Genomic DNA, 18,113 nt, shown 5'->3' on the forward strand with positions numbered 1-18,113 from the left:
CCTTCCGGCAACGCGGTCCAGGTCGGGGATCTGGATCGCTGTGCCGGTAGTACTACCCAGTCCGGTGCTCCGACAGTCCGTCCGGTGTGCGGCAGGTCACTTCGGGCGGAGATCAGCGCCGGGTGCTGGCCCCCGAGCGCTCGGAGCTGCTCCAGACGTAGGCCACCCAGAGGCTGAAGACCGCGATGGCCGGGGCCACCACCACGTCCGGGACGACCGGCGGGTCGTAGTCGTGGACCAGCGCGATGAGACCGAGGGCGACCGCAAGGCAGATCGCCAGCTTCGGCACGCTGAAGGTGCTGCCCTGGCGCTGAGAGATACGGGAGGTCATGGGACGTCCTTTTCGTCGGTGTCGGGGCTTCGATCACGACGCTACGCATGCCGGATGCGCGGCACATCGTCCGAGCGACGGAGCGCTGTCCCCCTCTGCAGGGGGAGGACCGTCGGGTGTACCAGGTGGTACGTTCGAGGAGGACCGGCGCGTGGTGCCCGGTCTCGGCACGGGGCGAACCTGATCGGCGGACCGGCATGAGGCTTCCCGTGAGCGCCCACCACGAGCGGCCGTGGGTCATCCACGGCGTCGCGCCGGACTTCGCCGTCGAGGACGTGTGGTCACTCGAGACCCACGATCCGCGCGCCGACTTCGCCTCGCTGCTCGATGCCTTCGTGGACGACGACTTCCCCGACCGCGCGCCGCGCGCCGCGCGTCGTAGGGCTGCTGTGGCAGGCGCGCTGGGTGATCGGTCGGGTCCTGCGCTGGGACCGGTCGGATGCCGGGCTCGGTGCGCGGGTCGCCTCGCTGCGCGAGCGGCTGCCCGACGAGCTGCGTCAGGCCGAGCCCGGGCGCGAGCTTCCCGACGTCCCGTTCACCACGGTCTACGAGACCAGCGACGAGTGGGCGCTGGAGATCGCCAACCGCACGGTGCACGGGGTCCTGCACCTGGGCTGGGTCCCCGACCCGGCGGGCGGCGGCCGGGCGCAGATGGCCGTGCTGGTGCGCCCCAACGGACTCCTCGGACGCGGCTACCTGGCCGCGATCAAGCCGCTGCGCTACCTGATCGTCTATCCCGCGCTCCTGCGCGGCCTGGAGCGGCGCTGGCAAGCCGGCCTCGCCGCCCGTCCCTGACCCTGGAGGAAGTCATGACCACGCAGCACCGCACGACCGCCCGCATCGACGCACCCGTCGCGACCGTCTGGGAGGTGCTCAGCGACGTCGAACGGATGCCGCAGTGGACCCCGTCCATGCGCTCGGTGCGGATCCTGGCCGGTGACGGCCTCGCGATCGGCACCGCCGCGGAGATCCGGCAGCCGGGGATGCCCGCGATGACCTGGACCGTCGACCAGCTGACTCCGGGGCAGCACTTCCGCTGGTGGGCCCGCACCGCCGGGGTCACGACGTACGGCGATCACGCGCTGGCGCCGACCGCCGACGGCGGGACCGAGGCGACCCTGGCCGTCGAGCAGACCGGGCCGCTGGCGTGGCTGCTCGGCGCTCTCACCATGCGGCGGACCGCGCGCTACGTCGACCAGGAGCTCGCGGGACTCGCCCGGGCGAGCGAGGCGGCCGCGCGGGACGCCGGGTGACGGCGGTCGCCGAGCCCGCGGGTCCACGGGAGCGGCTGCTCGCCGCCGCCGTCGAGCTGCTGGCGCGCGAGGGGAGCGGAGGGTGGACGCTGCGCCGCCTCGCCGAGGCCCTTGGCACCAGCCACCGCATGGTGATCTACCACTTCGGCTCCCTCGACGGCCTGCTCGTCGCGGTCGTCGAGGAGGTGGAGGCCCGGCAGCGGGCGCGGCGGGTCGCCCTCGCCGACACGCACCCCGAGCCGGTCGAGGCGGCGCGGGCGCTGTGGCGCGAGCTGTCCGACCCGGCGGCGGCGCCGCACGAGCGCCTCTTCTTCGAGCTGTACGCCGCCGGCCTCCAGGGCAGCGGAGCCGCCGCGTCCCTGCCGCGGGCCGCCGTCGAGGAGTGGCTCGCGCCGCTGGCCGCGCTGTTCGCCGAGGCCACCGGGGACGCCGAGCGCGCCCCGGTCGACGCCCGGCTGGGCCTCGCCGTCGTACGCGGCCTGCTGCTCGACTTGCTGGCCACCGGCGACCGCGAGGCGCTCGTGGCCGCGCACGAGCGTTACCTGGAGCTGTACGCCTGGGCGGGGGAGGGTCGGCCCTGAGCCGGGGCCGGCCGGCGGCGCATCTTCCACCGTGCTGTGGACGCTTCCACCGCCGTACTCCACGTGTGCAGCGTCGATAACCCCGCGTTACATGCGGCTGGCGGCGGCACCCTCCCCGGGAGTGGGAGTTCCCCGGGCGGGCGGGGCCCGACGCCGCTAGGTTGACCGACCGCCTGCTCGACGTCCGACGTCACGAACGGAGCCCTCATGAGCACCGCCTCCCCGACCGCCGCGGACCCCGGTGGGCAGCCGCGGCCCCGCCGCATCGCCCTCAACCTGATGGCGATCGAGCACCTGGCCGGCGGCTCCTTCGCGGGCGTCCTCGAGGCGGCGCGGATCGCGGACCGGCTCGGGGTGCACCGGGTGGTGCTGCCCGACCACGTGGTGATGTCGGCGCAGGCGCACCGCGAGCGCGACGGGTTCCCCTACCCGCTCTCCGCGAGCTGGCTGGAGCCGCTGACCGCGCTCGCGGCGGTCGCCGGGGTCACCGAGCGGGTGCGGCTCGGCACCAATGTGCTGATCGCGCCGCTGCGTCCCGCGGCGTTCCTGGCCAAGCAGCTCGCCACCCTCGACGCGATCTCCGGCGGCCGGGTGGAGGTCGCGCTCGGCGTCGGCTGGCAGCAGGCCGAGTACGACGCCGTGGGGGCCGCCTTCGCGGGCCGCACCTCGGCCCTGGTCGAGCTGGTCGGCGCCTGCCGGGCGTTGTGGGGCGGCGCGCCGGCCGCGGCGCACCCGGCGCTGGGCGGGATCGACGACCTGCACGCCCAGCCGCTGCCCCCGCAGGGCGACCGGCTGCCGCTGTCCTTCGGGGTCGGCCTCGGTCCGCGCAACGTGGCCCGCATCGTCGAGCTCGGCGTGGGCTGGGCGCCTGCGCCGATGCCGGTCGACGACTTCGCCGCCGGGGTGGCCCGCCTGCGGGACGCCTGCGTCGAGGCCGGGCGGGACCCGGCGTCGCTGGCGGTCACCGGAGCGGTCACCCTGCTGCCGCAGGAGGTGCGGGCCGCCGAGGCCGGCGTGCCGCACCCGCTCGCCGAGGTCGAGGCGCTGTGGGCGGCCGGCGCCGACACCGTGGTCGTGCACCCGCTGGCCCACTGCGAGGAGCTCGCGGACCTGCCGGGGTTCCTGGAGCCGCTGCTGGCGGCCGGTGGGGCCTGACCTCAGCCGGCGAAGCGGGCCTGCAGCCGGCGCAGCGGGTCCTGCGGGCCCCGCTCGGCGCGCGGACCCTCGGCCTCGGACGCCACCCGGCGCCCCGCGTCGGAGCGGGTCCACTCCCGCACCGCCCAGCGCTCGCGCACCCGCCACGCGCCGTCCTCGCGGACCAGGTGGTCGACGTAGCGGAACCCGCTGGTGAAGTTGAGCCGCGCGTCGTCGGCCGGCTCGCCCCAGTGCACGGCGGTGCCGTAGCTCTCGCACACCGCCTCCTCGCCGTGCAGCTCGACGAGCTGGTTGCCGAGGATGTGCATGGTCCCGCCCAGGCGCGGCAGCAGCCGCCCGAGCCACGCGACGTACTCGTCGGCGGAGCCGTCGAAACCGGTGTGGTGGTCGATCCCGTCGCGGGCGTAGACGGCGCGGACCGCGTCGAGGTCGAGCCGGTCCACCCCGCGGCAGTACGCCGCGACCAGGTCGCGGATCTCCTGGTGGTCGTGGAGCCGGCGCAGCTCGCTGCTCATGCGCTCGGCGCTGTCCGCGCTCATCCGGCCGGGGTCGCGGCGGGCGGCTCGACGAGCTCCACCCGGACCCGGTCGGGGTCGAGCACGTAGACGCAGCGGTACCCGGCCATCGGCTCGCTGGCCACGATCGGCTCGGAGACCTGCTCCACCCCGCGCGAGCGCAGCCCGGCCAGGATGTCGTCGAGCCCGGTCACGGTGATCGCGACGTGCGCGGCGCCGACGTGGCCGTTGTCGGGGTCGAGCACGGTCGTGGAGCCGTTCTCGTACTGCAGCAGCTCGACCATCGTGGCGCCCTCCTGGGCACGCACGAACGCCTGGTGGACCACCACGCCGGGATAGCCGGTCACCGCGTCGATGCGCGGCCCGCTGCGCCGCCACGGGCCGAGGCGCTCACCCCCGAGGAGGTCGGCGTAGAAGTCCAGGGAGCGCTCGATGTCGCTCACGGTGATGCCCACGTGGTGCACGGTGGTCATGCCTCGTCCTCTCGGCGCCGGCCGGGATCAGCGTGAGCAGGGGGCGGGGGGCGTCACGCCCTGCTCGCACCGGGCGGGGGTGTGCGGGATGACCAGGATCGCCAGCACCATCTGCGCCGGGGAGCCCTTATCGGCGCAGATCGTGAACGAGCGGCCGGCGCCCTCGGAGGCCCGCATCGCACCGACGAGCTGGGAGACGGCCAGGCTGCTGAGGAACGTGGCGTCGGAGAGCTCGATGACCAGCGGGTCGAGGTGGCCGTAGAGCTCGAGGGCGCTGCGCAGCGCCGGGACGGCCAGGTCGTCGACGTCGCCGCGGATCCGCAGCACCCCGCCGTCGCGCTGGATCTCGCAGGAGAGGGAGGGCATGGCGCCAGCCTAGGCGGGGCAATGGAGTGATCGCCGCCACTAGGGTGGTACTCAAACGTACCGGCGCCGAGCCCGTGGCCGGCCGCACTCCATCGGGAGGAACCTCATGCCGTCTGCTCGTCCCCGTCTCCGTCTCCGGCGCCGGCTCGGCGCGGCGCTCGTCGCCGTCGCGCTGAGCGCCGGCACCGCCCTCGTCGCCGGGGCCGGCGCGGCCAGCGAGGTCGTCGGTGGTGACGAGCCGATCGACTACGTCGCGCTCGGTGACTCCTACAGCGCCGGCCCGCTGATCCCGGCACAGCGTGCCGACCCGCTGGGCTGCCTGCGCTCGACGCACAACTACCCGGCCTACCTCGCCGCCCACCTCGACGTGGCGACGTACGTCGACGTGACCTGCTCGGGTGCGGAGACCGCCGACCTCGACCGGCGCGAGCAGAAGACGATCCTCCCCGGGCCCTCGCCGGCGCCGCAGCTCGACGTCCTCACCGACGCCACCGACCTGGTCACCCTCGGCATCGGCGGCAACGACTACGAGCTCTTCGGCTCGATGATCGAGGTCTGCCAGGCCGTCGCGCCGCTGGCGCCGAACGGCGCGCCGTGCCGGCGGCACTTCACCAACCGCAAGGGCGTGGACACCAAGCTGCGCGACGCCGACCGGATCCGCAAGGACGTCGGCCGGGTGCTGCGCGGCATCGCGCGCCGCGCGCCGAACGCGGAGGTGTACGTCGTGGGCTACCCGCGGCTGCTGCCGCAGCGCGGCACCTGCAAGCAGGTCAGCTTCGCGGCGGGCGACTACCGCTGGGGCAACCGCGTGGAGCGTCGGCTGAACCGCTCGCTGCGCCTGGCGGCGCGCACCAACGGCGCGACCTACGTCGACCTCTACCCCGCCTCGCGCGGCCATGACGCGTGTGCGGGCAAGGAGGCCTGGATCAACGGCGACACCCTCAAGCTGTTCCGCGCCGCGGACTTCCACCCGTTCAAGCGCGGCATGCGGGGCGCCGCCCAGGAGATCTACTTCCAGCTGAGCGGCGGGCACACCGCCCCGGCCCGCGCCCTGCCGCGCCCCGCGGACGCCGCCGGCGGTCCCGTCGTACGCCGCGACTCCGCGAGCCCCGCCCGCCTGGGCGAGGCCTGGCGCGACTGGATGCGCGCCCAGGCCTGAGCGGTCGCCAACGACTCACCCCCCACGACGCCGAGCACGCCCCCGCCGGGGCGCGCTCGGCGTTCGTGCGTCCGCAGGCGCCGCCTGCCTCATTGGGGGCGAATCCGCCAGATCTAGAACAGGTTCTGGTCAAATCTGTCAGCATGCGATTCGATGTGTTCGCCGTCACACGACAGCGGCCGACAGGGGAGGACCACCACATGCGTCATCAGAGGATCGCCAGGCTGGGCGTCGTCGCAGCGAGCCTGCTGCTGGTCGCCACGGCGTGCGGCACCGACCGCGAGGAAGAGGACCCGTCCTCGACCGACGAGTCGACCACCGCCGCGGCCGCCGAGCTGCCCACCGACACCTTCGGTGACGTGGAGTCGCCGTGCGGCGACGGCGACGCCAGCGGGGCGACCGACCAGGGCGTGACCGACGAGTCGATCACGATCGGCTACGGCGACGACAAGGGCTACCCGGCCACTCCTGGTCTCAATCAGGAGATGGGTGATGCGATGGACGCGTTCATCGACTGGTGCAACGGCCTGGGCGGCATCAACGGCCGCGAGATCGTCGGCAACCGCTACGACGGCATGGTGCTGGAGTCCGCCAAGGTGATCAAGGAGTCCTGCGCCCAGGACTTCATGCTGGTCGGCCAGGGCTTCGCGCTCGACGGCAACATCGAGGCCGACCGCATCGGCTGCAAGATGCCCACCGTCCCGGGCTTCGCGATCTCCCCGGAGGCGGCGATGGGCCCGATGAAGTACGAGCCCGTCCCCGGCCCGGTCGACCTGTTCAACGACGCCGACATCGAGGTCATCGTCGAGAACTACCCGGAGTTCAAGAACGTCGGGTTCCTCAACAGCGACTCCCCGGCCGTCGACCAGGCCGGCACCCGCTACACCGACAACTTCAAGGGCCTCGGCATCACGCCCAAGGACTGCGGTGTGGAGCTGAAGTCGGCCGGCGGTGACAACTACCGCGCGATCGTGCAGAAGTTCAAGGAGTGCGACGTCGACGCGCTCTTCACCTGGACCCCGCCGTCGCCCCCGATCTACAACTTCCTCGACGCCGCCAAGGTCGAGGGCTTCGACGTGCCGCTGGCCAACGCCGCCACCTGGTACACCGACGGCGTGCTGAAGGCCAACGTCGGCGACCTGACCGAGGGCACGATCATCGCGCTGAACTTCCAGCCCTTCGAGAACGCCGACGTCGTGCCCGCCGTGGCCGACTACCGCGCCGTCCTCGAGCAGACCGGTGGCGAGCAGGGCCTGCTGGGCATGCAGAGCGCCTCCGCGTTCCTGCTGTGGGCCACGGTCGCCAAGGACTGCGGCAGCGAGCTCACCCGCCAGTGCATGGTCGACGGCCTCGCGAAGGTCAACGAGTGGACCGGTGGCGGGCTGCACGGCACCGCCGATCCCGGCAACAACACGCCCCAGGAGTGCGCGATCCTCGTGACCGTCGCCGGCCAGGGCTACGAGCAGGTCCAGCCGGGCGAGAAGGGCGAGTGGTACTGCTCCAAGAACGGCGCCCGCGAGGCGCCCGAGGCGGCCTGGGGCGTCGAGCTCACCGACGACCGGATCGCGACCACGTTCCTCACCGACGACGTGCTGACGCCGAAGGGCTGATCCGCCTCCGCCCGGCCGCCACGGCGGCCGGGCGGACGTCCATGGGCGACCGAGGGTCGGGAGGGACCTGATGGAGCTGTTCTTGACGTACACGATCGTCGGGCTGGTGCTGGGATCGGTCTACGCGATCGCGGCCTCGGGCCTGGTGCTGACCTACACGACCTCGGGGGTCTTCAACTTCGCCCACGGCGCCCAGGCCATGCTGGCCGCGTTCCTCTACTGGCAGCTCAGCGTGGGCTGGGGGCTGCCGGTCCCCGTGGCCTTCGTCCTGGTCGTGCTGGTCTTCGGCCCGCTCCTCGGCGTGGTCCTGCACCGCTTCTTGATGCACGGCCTGCGCGACGTCGCGGAGGTCACCAAGGTCATCGTCACGGTCGCGGTGCTGCTCGGCATGGTCTCGCTGTCGCAGTGGATCTGGGACCCGACCGAGCCCCGCAAGCTCGAGATGCTCTTCGGCAACGCCAGCTCGATCGAGCTTCTCGGCGTGCGGATCCGCTACCACGAGATCATCTGCCTGCTCGCCGCCGCGCTGCTCGCGCTCGGCCTGCGCCTGCTGTTCACCCGCAGCCGCCTGGGCGTGATGATGCGCGGCGTCGTCGACGACCCCGAGCTGCTGCGCCTCAACGGCCACAACCCCGACCGGGTGGCGATGGCCAGCTGGGCGCTCGGCTCCGGCCTGGCGGCGTTCGCCGGCGTGCTGGTCACCCCTGTCGCGGGCGGCTCGCTCGAGGCCAGCATGCTCACCCTGCTGATCATCGACACCTTCGCCGCGGCGATGTTCGGGCGGCTGCAGAGCATCCCGCGCACGTTCGTCGGCGCGCTGGTGCTCGGCCTCGCCTCGACGTACCTCCTGGCCTACGCGCCGAGCAGCTGGGACTGGGCGGGCAACCTCAAGACGGCGCTGCCGATGCTGGTGCTGTTCCTGGTGCTGCTCGTGCTGCCCCAGGACCGGTTGCGCGGGGCGCAGGTGCGCACCCGCGAGCGCAACCGGGTGCCCTCGGTGCGCCAGGCCCTCGTGTGGGGCGTCGTGTTCGTCGCGCTCGTCGCGCTGCTCACCCGGATCGCCGACCCGCTCATGCACGGCTCGTTCGTGGCCGGCCTGGCCTTCGCGATCATCGCGCTCTCGCTGGTGCCGCTCACCGGGTACGCCGGGGAGATCAACCTGGTCCCGCTGTCCTTCGGCGCGGTCGGCGTCATCGTGGCCTTCCACGTCGGCATCGAGGGCAGCGGGCTGGCCTCGCGGATGGGCTGGGTGGGCCTGCTCGCCGGCACCGTCGCCGCCGCGCTGGTCGGCGGCCTGGTCGCCCTGCCGGCCCTGCGCCTGCGCGGGCTCTATCTGGCCCTGGCCACGATGGCGTTCGGTGGCCTGGTCTCCACGCTGGTGCTCACCGAGATCCACCCGCGGAACTGGTTCGGCTGGGAGGGCGCAATCTTCCCGACCGGCACGATCATGGTGCCGCCGGTGCAGCTCGGGCCCTTCGACCTCGACAGCGACGCCACCGCGATGATCGTGCTGGCCGCGATCTTCTCCCTCCTCGGCGTCGGCATCGTCGCGCTGCGCAACACCGGCTACGGCCGGCGCCTGGTGGCGATGAAGGACAGCCCCGCCGCCAGCGCGATGCTCGGGCAGTCGCTGGTGCGGCTCAAGCTCGGGGTCTTCATGCTCTCCGCGGCGATCGCCGGGCTGGGCGGCATCCTGATGGCCTCGTCGGCCGGCTCGGTCTCCACCGAGGCGTTCATGATCACCGCCAGCCTCGCCCTGGTCATGCTCACCGTGGTCGGAGGCGTGGGCTACGTCAGCGGCGCCCTGTTCGGCGGGATGATGGTGGGGATGGGCTTCACGCTCATCAACGGCACCTTCCGCGACCTGGCGCTCACCCACGACGCGTGGTCCCCGGTCCTGGGGTCGATGGGCCACGTGTTCGCCGTGCTGGTCGCGCTGATGGGCGTCACCGTCAACCAGAACCCCAGCGGGATCGTCCACCAGCTCTGCGAGGGCTACCGCCCGCTGCTGCGCGCCCGCCCGGTGCTCTACGTCGCGGCCGGGGTCACCGCGCTGCTGGTCGTGCTCAACCTGCTCGACGTGATCGGCGACTGGACGCTGGCCCTCGCGATGTTCTGCGTGGTCGGGCTGACGCCCGTGCTCGGACAGGTGTGGATGGCCGAGCGGGTGCTCTCGCCCGAGGAGCTCGACGCGCTCGCGGCCCGGCGCCGGATCCTCCCGGTGGAGCGGCGGGGTCTCGACGCCCCGCTCAGCCGCGAGGAGCGCTACGACCTCGACGTCGCGCTGGGCCTGCCGCCCGCGCCCCTGCCGTCCCACGACGTCGAGGTCGCCCTGGCCGACGGCGTACCGCTGAAGGAGGCCGTCCGTGGCTGAGCACGTACCGCTGCTGCAGACCCGCGGGGTCACCGTGCGCTTCGGTGGCAACGTGGCCGTCGACGACGTCAGCCTCGACATCGCCGCCGGCACGATCACCGGCCTGATCGGGCCCAACGGCGCGGGCAAGACCACGCTGTTCAACACCGTCACCGGCATGCAGCGACCCAGCGCCGGCACCGTGCTCCTCGACGGGGAGGACATCACCCGACGCTCTCCGGCGCGGCGCGCCCACCTGGGCATCGCCCGGACCTTCCAGCGCCTCGAGCTGTTCCTCTCGCTCTCGGTGCGCGACAACGTCCGGGTCGCCGGCGACATCGTGCGCTCGCGGCACCGCCGCTCCTTCGACGTGGACGCGGAGACCGACCGGATGCTCGAGCTCACCGGGCTGAGCGGCATCGCCGACGAGGAGGTCGCCGCGATCCCCACCGGCCGGGCCCGCGTCGTGGAGGTCGCCCGGGCCCTGATGACCCAGCCGCGGCTGCTGCTGCTCGACGAGCCGGCCTCGGGCCAGACCGAGCGCGAGACCGAGGAGTTCGCCGGGCTGCTGCGCGGTCTGGCCGACACCGGGCTCGCGGTCTGCCTGGTCGAGCACGACCTGCCGCTGGTGATGCAGCTGTGCACCACCATCCACGTCCTCGACCGTGGCCGGGTGATCGCGTCCGGCACCCCCGCCGAGGTGCAGGCCTCGCCCGAGGTCGTCGAGGCCTACATCGGCCAGGAGGTCGTGGCATGAGCGACACCCTCACCGGGGCCGTCCCCCTCATGGAGGACCTGCTCGCCCCGCCGGTCCTCGAGCTCGTCGGCGTGCGCGCGGCGTACGGCCCGATCGAGGTGCTGCACGGCGTGGACCTGACGGTGCGCGCCGGCCAGGTGGTCGCGCTGCTCGGCCCGAACGGCGGCGGCAAGTCGACCACCGTGAAGGTCGCCTGCGGGCTGCTGCCCCTCACCTCGGGCGAGCTGCGCTACGCCGGGCGCAAGGTCGACGGGATCTCCGCGCAGGAGGCCGCCCGGCTCGGGGTCTGCACGATCCCCGAGGGTCGCGGGATCTTCGCCAACCTCAGCGTGCGCGAGAACCTCTGGCTCGCCACCGGCACCGGAACGTCTCGGGCCGCGATCGAGGAGGCGGCGTTCACCCGGTTCCCGATCCTCGGCGACCGGCGCAACCAGCTGGCCGGCTCCATGTCCGGGGGCGAGCAGCAGATGCTGGCGCTGTCGCGGGCGCTGGCCACCGACCCGGCGGTGCTGCTCCTCGACGAGCTCTCCATGGGCCTGGCGCCCATGATCGTCAGCCAGATGTACGACACGGTGGCCCAGCTCGTCGAGGAGGGGATCAGCGTGCTCGTGGCCGAGCAGTTCGCGCGCACCGTCCTGCCGATCGCCGACGTGGCCGCCGTGATGCTGCAGGGCCGGGTCACTGCCGTGGGCAGCCCCGCCGAGATCGACGCCGACCTGTCCACCACCTATCTGGGGGGATGATGATGACCATGTCCAGCAGCATCACCAGCAGCGCCGCCGAGCCCGCGCACAGCGGCAAGCGGGGCACGGCGTTCGCCGACGCCGTCGCGGAGAAGAGCCTCAAGTCCGACGGGGTCGCGCGCGACGGGGTGACCCGCGCGGCCGGGCTCGTCCTCGCCGTGGCCGGCATCGTGATCGCGCTCCTCGCCTGGCTGAACTCCAACGGCCTCAGCGACGGGCGCGACATCGCCTCGATGCAGATCCTGGCCATCGTCGGGGTCGCGGTCACCGTGCTCGGCTCCGGCCTCTTCGTCGCCGGGGTGGTGGCGCGGGTGCTGCGGCTGTGGCTGTTGCGCCAGCTCGTCGAGAGCCAGGACCGCACCGACCAGCTCGTGGCGGCGCTGACGACGCGCGACTGAGGCTCTCCCGTCAGGGGCTCGTGCCGCGCGTAGCCGTCGGCGCCCGGATCGGCCACACTGACGAGGTGGCTCCGCCCGGGGTCGCGCGTCCCGGCCTGCTGGAGGAGCCCGATGAGCACCGTCCACCTCACCGCCGTACGCCTCGGCGGCCGCCCCGGGATGCCGCTGCTCATCCTCGGCCCTTCGCTCGGCACCACCGCGCAGACCCTGTGGTCGCCCGTCGCACCCGCGCTCGCGCGCGACTTCCAGGTGGTCGCCTGGGACCTGCCCGGCCACGGCACGAACTCGATGGTCCCGGAGGGGCCGATCACGATCGCGGACCTGGCGGCCGGCGTCCTGGCTCTGGTCGACGGGATGGGGGAGGGCATCCACCCACCGACCTTCCACTACGCCGGCGAGTCCGTCGGCGGCGCCGTCGGGCTCCAGCTGGCGCTCGATGCGCCGCAGCGCGTGGAGTCCGCCACCCTGATCTGCACCGCCGCCCGGCTCGGCAACGCCGCCGGCTGGCAGGAGCGCGCCGAGAAGGTCCTGGCGAGCGGCACGGAGATGCTGGTCCCGGGGGCCACCGAGCGGTGGTTCGCGCCCGGTTTCGTCGAGCGTCACCCCGGCCGCGCCTCCTCGGTGCTGCACGCACTGGGCGACGCCGTCGACGAGGGGTACGCCGCGGTCTGCGGCGCGCTCGCCGGCTACGACCTGCGCGACCGGCTCCCCGAGGTCGAGGTCCCGCTGCTCGCGGTGGCCGGGGGCCGCGACGTCGCGGCGCCGCCGGAGGTGATGCGTGCGCTGGCCGAGGGCGTGCGTGACGGCCGGCTTGTGGTGCTCGAGGACGTCGCCCACCTCGCTCCGCTGGAGGACCCCGAGTCGGTCGCGCGGCTGGTGCGCGAGCACGCCCTGGGCCCGACCCGCGACCAGCACACGGTGGCCGAGCTGCGCGAGGTGGGCATGCAGGTGCGCCGCGAGGTGCTCGGCGCCGAGCACGTGGACCGGGCGATGGCCGACGCGACCGAGCTGACCCGGGAGTTCCAGCACTTCATCACCGAGTACGCCTGGGGCGGCGTCTGGACCCGCCCCGGCCTGGACCGCCGGTCGCGGTCGATGATCACCCTCAGCGCGCTGATCTCCGGCGGCCACCACGCCGAGCTGGCGATGCACCTGCGGGCCGCGCGCACCAACGGGCTCAGCGTGGCCGAGATCCGCGAGCTAATCATCCACACCGCGATCTACTGCGGGGTCCCGAGCGCCAACGTGGCGTTCCGGATCGCCCAGGAGGTCTTCGCCGACGAGTTCTGAGCCGGCCGCGCCGCGCGGCGGGTCGGGTGGAACCTGTTCTCGTTCTCTGCTCTGATGCGGGCCATGGACGAGCGCACCGGCACCTTCAGCGAGGGCGAGATCCGCGAGGCGTACGCCGCCCTGCACCAGCGCGTCCAGGGGTTCGCCGACTCCGGCGACTGGAGCGGCTTCGCGGACTGCTTCACCGAGGACGCGACCTACGTCGAGCACGTCTACGGCACCTTCCACGGTCGCGCCGAGATCCGGGACTGGTGCGTGCGCACGATGTCGTCGTTCCCGGGCTCGGCGATGGTGGAGTTCCCGCTGTCGTGGACGGTGGTCGACGTGCCGACCTCCCGGCTGATCTGCGAGATCGGCAACCGGATGCCCGACCCCGGCGACGGCTCGGTGCACAGCGCGACCAACCTGACGATCGTCACCTACGCCGGCGACGGGCTGTTCAGCCGCGAGGAGGACGTCTACAACCCGATGCGCTTCCTCACGACGACGCTGCGCTGGGCCGCGATCGCCGAGCGGCACGGCCGCCTCGACGAGGCAGGGCAGGCGTACGTCGCGGCGTACGGCCGGCGCGGCAGAGACGACCGGTCGGGTCAGTGACGGCTCAGTGGGTGTGGACGATGAACAGGTCGCACGCGGCGTGATGGGCCACCGCGCCGGCGATCGAGCCCAGGCCGCGCAGCGGGCTCTGCAGGCGCTTGTTGCCCACGACCACCAGGTCGGCGTCGAGGCGCTCGGCCTCGCCGAGGATGACGTCGGCCGGCTTGCCGGGGACCGCCTCGGTGGAGATGTCCTCCACGACCGACAGCAGCCGGGCGCGCTCCTCGGCGACGACGGCCAGCGCGCGCTCGTTGTCGTTGATCCGGTGGCGGGTCTCGTCGCCCTCGACGCGGTGCGCGCAGACGATGTGCAGGCGGGCATCGAACCGGGCAGCGATCTCGGCGGCCCGGTGAGCGGCCGCCGACGCGGTCTCGCTCCCGTCCACACCGACGACGACGATCTTCACAAGTCCTCCTGGCCGAACCGAACGGGTCCGCGCAGCGTAGCGGCCCCCGGGCCCGTCCCTCCGGGAAAAGCGCGGTCTGGTTCCCGATTGGCGTGCGGCGTCGGTCTCTCCTCGCACCCTTCCCCCAGACCGAGGGCGCGGATCCTTGCCCGTTCTGAAAAACTGAGCCAGTGATGACCGCCGCTCGCCGACTGACCCTGGAGATCGTGGGGTGGGTGCTCGTCGTGGCCGGCGTCGCCGCGCTCGTCCTTCCCGGCCCCGGCCTGCTGATGCTGTTCGGCGGCATGGCGATCCTCTCCCAGCAGTACGACTGGGCCGAGCGCCGACTGGCCCCGCTGAAGTACCGCGCGCTCAAGGGTGCCGCCGAGAGCGTCGAGGCCTGGTGGCGCATCGTGCTGACCGTCACCGGTGTCGCCCTGCTCGGCGCCTGCGGCGTGCTGTGGCTGGTCGGGCCGACCGTGCCGGAGTGGTGGCCCCTGCCCGACGGCTGGTGGCTGCCCGGCGGCGCCGCGACCGGCGTCACCCAGGTCGTCTCGGCCCTGGTCGCGCTGGGCCTGCTGGTCTACAGCTACCGCCGCTTCCACGGCAACCCCGAGGCGGTCGCCGACCTCGAGCGCGACCTGCACGAGGCCACCCGGGCCCGCGAGGAGCGCGACGCCGCGCCCTGACCCGGACGTGTCCCGGTCCCGACCACCGTGTCAGACCCCGTGTCGGAGCCCCGTGGAATGCTGCCCGCTGTGACCCTGCACCTGCACCGCGCCGCCCGCACCGACGTGCTGGCCGATGCCCTGGCGCGCCTGCTCGCGACCCCGCTCGCCGACCCGTTCGCCGAGGAGGTCGTGGTCGTGCCGGCCAAGGGGGTCGAGCGGTGGCTGAGCCAGCGGCTCTCCCACCACCTGGGTGCGGGTCCGCGCGGCGGTGACGGCATCTGCGCCGGCGTCGGGTTCCGCACGCCCTGGTCGCTGTTCGCGGAGGTCGCCGGCACCCGTGAGGAGGACCCCTGGTCGCCGGAGTCGCTGGTCTGGCCGCTGCTGGCCGCCGTCGACGACAGCATCGAGGAGGCCTGGGCGCTGCCGCTGGCGCGCCACCTCGGGCGCGGCCTGGAGGGCGAGGAGGCCGACCTGCGTCACGGCCGCCGCTTCGCGGTCGCGCGGCGCCTGGCCCACCTGTTCGCCTCCTACTCCACCCAGCGCCCCGCCCTGGTCACCGACTGGGCGGCCGGGCGCGACACCGACGGGCGCGGACACCCGCTGCCCGCCGACCTGACCTGGCAGCCCGAGCTGTGGCGCCGGGTGGCGGCGCGGGTGGGCGCGCCGACGCCCCAGGCGCGGTTGGCCGAGACCGTCGCGCGGCTGCACGACGAGCCTGCCGCCTTCGACCTGCCGGACCGGCTCTCGCTGTTCGGCCACACCCGGCTGCCGGCGACAGAGGCGACGCTGCTCGAGGCGCTCGGTCGCCACCGCGAGGTGCACCTGTGGCTGCCGCACCCCTCTGCCGCGCTGTGGGACGCCCTCGGCGCCGAGCTCGCCGGCGGCACCCGCGCCGCGGTGGACCGGCGTGCGGACCACAGCCACCGGGTCGTGGGCCACCCGCTGCTCTCGACGCTCGGACGCGACGTGCGCGAGCTCCAGCGCACGCTGACCCAGGTGACGAGCGTCGATGAGCACGTCGGCCCCGAGCCGCGCACCCCCGACACGCTGCTGGGCTGGCTCCAGCACGACCTGCGCGCCAACGCCGTGGGCGTCGCGGCGTCCCGCATGCTGCGACCCGAGGACCGCTCGGTGCAGGTGCACGCCTGCCACGGGGCCGCGCGCCAGGTCGACGTGCTGCGCGAGGTGCTGCTCGGCCTGCTCGCCGAGGACCCCACCCTCGAGCCGCGCGACGTGCTGGTGATGTGTCCCGACATCGAGACCTTCGCGCCGCTCATCTCGGCCGGTTTCGGCCTCGGCGACGTGGTCGGGGAGCAGGGCCACCCCGCCCATCGGCTGCGGGTCCGCCTCGCCGACCGCGCGCTCACCCGCACCAACCCGCTGCTCTCGGTCGCCGAGCGGCTGCTCGAGCTCGCCGGCGGCCGCGCCGGTGCCGGCGACGTGCTCGACCTGGCCCACACCGAGCCGGTACGACGCCGCTTCGGGTTCCGCGACGACGACCTCCAGCAGCTCACCGACTGGGTGCGCACCGCCGGGGTGCGCTGGGCCTTCGACGCCGAGCACCGCGCGGAGTACGGCCTGTCCTCCTACGTCGCCAACACCTGGCGCTTCGGCCTCGACCGGCTGCTCGCCGGGGTGGCCATGTCGGAGGACACCGGCACCTGGCTGGACCGCACCCTCCCGATCGACGACGTCGGCAGCGGCCAGGTCGAGCTGGCCGGTCGGCTGGCCGAGTTCGTGGAGCGGTTGCGCACGGTCACCGACCAGCTCGTCGGCGCCCATCCGCTGGAGCACTGGCTCAGCGTGCTCGCCGACGGCGTGGAGTCGCTCAGCGCCGTGCCCGCCAGCGAGGCCTGGCAGCTCGGCCAGGTCCAGCGCGAGCTCGGCCGGGTCCGCGAGGCCGCCGCCGGGCTGGCCACCACCTCGCTGCGGCTGCCCGACGTCCGCGCGCTGCTGGCCGACCGGTTCGCCGGGCGCCCCACCCGCGCCAACTTCCGCACCGGCACGCTCACCGTCTGCACGATGGTCCCGATGCGCTCGGTGCCGCACCGCGTGGTCTGCCTGCTCGGCCTCGACGACGGGGTCTTCCCGCGGGTGGGCTCGGTCGACGGAGACGACGTGCTGGCCCGCGACCCGCTGGCCGGTGAGCGCGACCCGCGCAGCGAGGACCGCCAGCTCTTCCTCGACGCGATCCTTGCCGCCACCGAGCACCTCGTGGTGACCTACACGGGCGCCAACGAGTACTCCGGCCAGCCGCGCCCACCCGCCGTACCGCTCGGGGAGCTGCTCGACACCCTCGACCTCACCGCGACCGCCCCGGAGGGCAGCGTCGCGGACGCCGTGACCGTGCGGCACCCGCTGCAGCCCTTCGACACGCGCAACCTGGTCCCGGGTGCGCTGGTGCCGGGCACCCCGTTCACCTTCGACCGGGCCGCGCTGAGCGGGGCCCGCGCGGCTGCGGGCGAGCGGCACCCGGTGGCGCCGTTCCTCAGCGGGCCGCTGCCTCCGGCCCCGCCCGAGGACGTCTCCCTCGACGACCTGGTCTCGTTCTTCTGCCGCCGCGGCGGCCCGGTGCAGGGCTTCCTCTCCCGCCAGCGCCTCGACGTCGCGCTGCCCTACGAGGATGAGCCGCTCGACGACGGCCTGCCCGTCGAGGTCGACCAGCTCGTGCAGTGGCAGGTCGGCGACCGGGTGCTGCGCGACCTGCTGGCCGGCATGGACGTCGAGCAGGCCCGTCAGCAGGAGTGGCGCCGCGGGGTGCTGCCGCCCGGCATGCTCGGCTGGCGCATCCTCGGCGACCTCCTGATGCGCGCCGAGCCGCTCGCCGCGGCCGCGCGCGAGCGGCGCACCCGCCCGCCGCGGGCCGTGGAGGTCGACGTCGACCTCGGCCACGGGCGGCGGCTGCGCGGCACCGTCGCCGACGTGTACGGCGACCGCCAGGTGCCGGTCACCTACTCCCGCCTCGGCGCCGCGCACCGGTTGCAGTCCTGGATCCGGCTGCTCGCGCTGGCCGCCACCGACGAGGACCAGAGCTGGACCGCCCACACCCTGGGCCGGCCCACCAACAGTCGTTCGCGCGAGGCCTTCGCGGTCTCGCTGCTGGGACCGCTCGACCACACCGCGGGCAGCCGGCTGCGCGACCTGGTCGAGCTGCGCGACCGCGGTCTGAGCGAGCCGCTCCCGCTGCCGTTGAAGGCGTCCTTGGCCTATGCCCGCACCCGCCGCACCCGTGCCACCCACGACGAGGCGGTGGTCAAGGCCGGCTGGGACTGGCGCGACGGGCGGTTCCCCGGCGAGCAGTCGCTGCCGGCGCACCGCACCGTGTGGGGACCCGGCGCGAAGCTGCCGGGGCTGGACGTCGCGCCGCGCGACGGTGAGGGGTTCGAGGGCGAGACCACCCGCTTCGGCGCGCTCGCGCTGCGGCTGTGGAGCCCGTTGCTGGTGGCCGAGCAGGGGAGCTGGTGATGGTGCACAGC

General features: G+C 73.8%; 19 protein-coding genes. 14 read left to right on the top strand and 5 right to left on the bottom strand.

Going from position 1 to position 18,113, the window contains the following annotated elements; genetic code table 11:
• Positions 1–112: 112 nt before the first annotated feature.
• Positions 113–331, bottom strand: a complete 219-nt coding sequence (locus GFH29_RS00760) for a hypothetical protein (protein WP_153321598.1) — start codon at positions 329–331, stop codon at positions 113–115.
• 327 nt (positions 332–658) lie between these two features.
• Here GFH29_RS00760 and GFH29_RS00765 point away from each other — a divergent pair, with 327 nt between their 5' ends.
• The 4 genes from GFH29_RS00765 to GFH29_RS00780 all read left to right on the top strand — a co-directional run bounded on the left by GFH29_RS00765 (position 659) and on the right by GFH29_RS00780 (position 3,320).
• On the top strand, positions 659–1,126 hold the full coding sequence (locus tag GFH29_RS00765; RefSeq protein ID WP_228387675.1) for a DUF2867 domain-containing protein: 468 nt from the start codon (positions 659–661) through the stop codon (positions 1,124–1,126).
• Between the two features lie 14 nt (positions 1,127–1,140).
• Positions 1,141–1,584, top strand: a complete 444-nt coding sequence (locus GFH29_RS00770; protein WP_153321599.1) for an SRPBCC family protein — start codon at positions 1,141–1,143, stop codon at positions 1,582–1,584.
• Positions 1,581–2,165: a TetR/AcrR family transcriptional regulator gene (locus tag GFH29_RS00775; protein WP_153321600.1), complete on the top strand. Its 585-nt coding sequence runs from the start codon at positions 1,581–1,583 to the stop codon at positions 2,163–2,165. The genes GFH29_RS00770 and GFH29_RS00775 overlap by 4 nt, the downstream gene beginning before the upstream one ends.
• A gap of 207 nt (positions 2,166–2,372) precedes the next feature.
• On the top strand, positions 2,373–3,320 hold the full coding sequence (locus tag GFH29_RS00780) for a TIGR03619 family F420-dependent LLM class oxidoreductase (RefSeq protein WP_153321601.1): 948 nt from the start codon (positions 2,373–2,375) through the stop codon (positions 3,318–3,320).
• 2 nt (positions 3,321–3,322) lie between these two features.
• On the opposite strand, the gene GFH29_RS00785 is transcribed toward GFH29_RS00780, so the two are convergent.
• From GFH29_RS00785 to GFH29_RS00795, 3 genes are read right to left on the bottom strand one after another with little or no spacing between them, the layout of a single operon-like run.
• Positions 3,323–3,859 carry a nuclear transport factor 2 family protein gene (locus tag GFH29_RS00785; RefSeq protein WP_228387676.1) on the bottom strand — a complete coding sequence of 179 codons (537 nt, stop codon included), beginning with the start codon at positions 3,857–3,859 and terminating at the stop codon, positions 3,323–3,325.
• Positions 3,856–4,308: a VOC family protein gene (locus GFH29_RS00790; protein WP_153321602.1), complete on the bottom strand. Its 453-nt coding sequence runs from the start codon at positions 4,306–4,308 to the stop codon at positions 3,856–3,858. Before GFH29_RS00790 ends, GFH29_RS00785 begins: the two co-directional genes overlap by 4 nt.
• A 27-nt stretch (positions 4,309–4,335) precedes the next feature.
• Positions 4,336–4,674 (bottom strand): STAS domain-containing protein, encoded by a 339-nt coding sequence (locus GFH29_RS00795; RefSeq protein WP_153321603.1) that lies wholly within the window; start codon positions 4,672–4,674, stop codon positions 4,336–4,338.
• A 106-nt stretch (positions 4,675–4,780) separates the two neighbouring features.
• Here GFH29_RS00795 and GFH29_RS00800 point away from each other — a divergent pair, with 106 nt between their 5' ends.
• The 8 genes from GFH29_RS00800 (at position 4,781) to GFH29_RS00835 (ending at position 13,581) form a co-directional block, all read left to right on the top strand.
• Positions 4,781–5,833, top strand: a complete 1,053-nt coding sequence (locus tag GFH29_RS00800; protein WP_228387677.1) for an SGNH/GDSL hydrolase family protein — start codon at positions 4,781–4,783, stop codon at positions 5,831–5,833.
• 200 nt (positions 5,834–6,033) lie between these two features.
• Positions 6,034–7,443, top strand: coding sequence for an ABC transporter substrate-binding protein (locus tag GFH29_RS00805; RefSeq protein WP_194289070.1), 1,410 nt, complete (start codon positions 6,034–6,036; stop codon positions 7,441–7,443).
• 70 nt (positions 7,444–7,513) lie between these two features.
• Complete coding sequence (locus tag GFH29_RS00810; protein ID WP_153321605.1) at positions 7,514–9,817, top strand: ABC transporter permease subunit; 2,304 nt, start codon at positions 7,514–7,516, stop codon at positions 9,815–9,817.
• Positions 9,810–10,553, top strand: a complete 744-nt coding sequence (locus tag GFH29_RS00815) for an ABC transporter ATP-binding protein (RefSeq protein ID WP_153321606.1) — start codon at positions 9,810–9,812, stop codon at positions 10,551–10,553. The genes GFH29_RS00810 and GFH29_RS00815 overlap by 8 nt, the downstream gene beginning before the upstream one ends.
• Complete coding sequence (locus tag GFH29_RS00820; RefSeq protein WP_153321607.1) at positions 10,550–11,296, top strand: ABC transporter ATP-binding protein; 747 nt, start codon at positions 10,550–10,552, stop codon at positions 11,294–11,296. The genes GFH29_RS00815 and GFH29_RS00820 overlap by 4 nt, the downstream gene beginning before the upstream one ends.
• Before the next feature lie 8 nt (positions 11,297–11,304).
• On the top strand, positions 11,305–11,694 hold the full coding sequence (locus tag GFH29_RS00825; protein ID WP_194289071.1) for a hypothetical protein: 390 nt from the start codon (positions 11,305–11,307) through the stop codon (positions 11,692–11,694).
• A gap of 111 nt (positions 11,695–11,805) precedes the next feature.
• Complete coding sequence (gene pcaC, locus GFH29_RS00830; RefSeq protein ID WP_153321608.1) at positions 11,806–12,984, top strand: 4-carboxymuconolactone decarboxylase; 1,179 nt, start codon at positions 11,806–11,808, stop codon at positions 12,982–12,984.
• A 63-nt stretch (positions 12,985–13,047) separates the two neighbouring features.
• On the top strand, positions 13,048–13,581 hold the full coding sequence (locus GFH29_RS00835; RefSeq protein WP_153321609.1) for a nuclear transport factor 2 family protein: 534 nt from the start codon (positions 13,048–13,050) through the stop codon (positions 13,579–13,581).
• Between the two features lie 4 nt (positions 13,582–13,585).
• Here GFH29_RS00835 and GFH29_RS00840 read toward each other — a convergent pair whose 3' ends face one another.
• A complete protein-coding gene (locus GFH29_RS00840; RefSeq protein ID WP_194289072.1) occupies positions 13,586–13,987 on the bottom strand; it encodes a universal stress protein in 402 nt (133 codons plus the stop codon).
• A gap of 173 nt (positions 13,988–14,160) precedes the next feature.
• Between GFH29_RS00840 and GFH29_RS00845 the strand changes: the two genes are divergently transcribed.
• Together GFH29_RS00845 and recC are read left to right on the top strand one after the other, a co-directional pair.
• Entirely contained in the window at positions 14,161–14,655 is a 495-nt protein-coding gene (locus tag GFH29_RS00845) for a PGPGW domain-containing protein (RefSeq protein ID WP_153321611.1), read from the top strand.
• A gap of 69 nt (positions 14,656–14,724) precedes the next feature.
• Positions 14,725–18,102, top strand: coding sequence for an exodeoxyribonuclease V subunit gamma (gene recC / locus GFH29_RS00850; RefSeq protein ID WP_153321612.1), 3,378 nt, complete (start codon positions 14,725–14,727; stop codon positions 18,100–18,102).
• Positions 18,103–18,113: the final 11 nt, after the last annotated feature.

Origin of the sequence: Nocardioides sp. dk884, from assembly GCF_009557055.1 — a bacterium.
Classification (GTDB): Bacteria; Actinomycetota; Actinomycetes; order Propionibacteriales; family Nocardioidaceae; genus Nocardioides.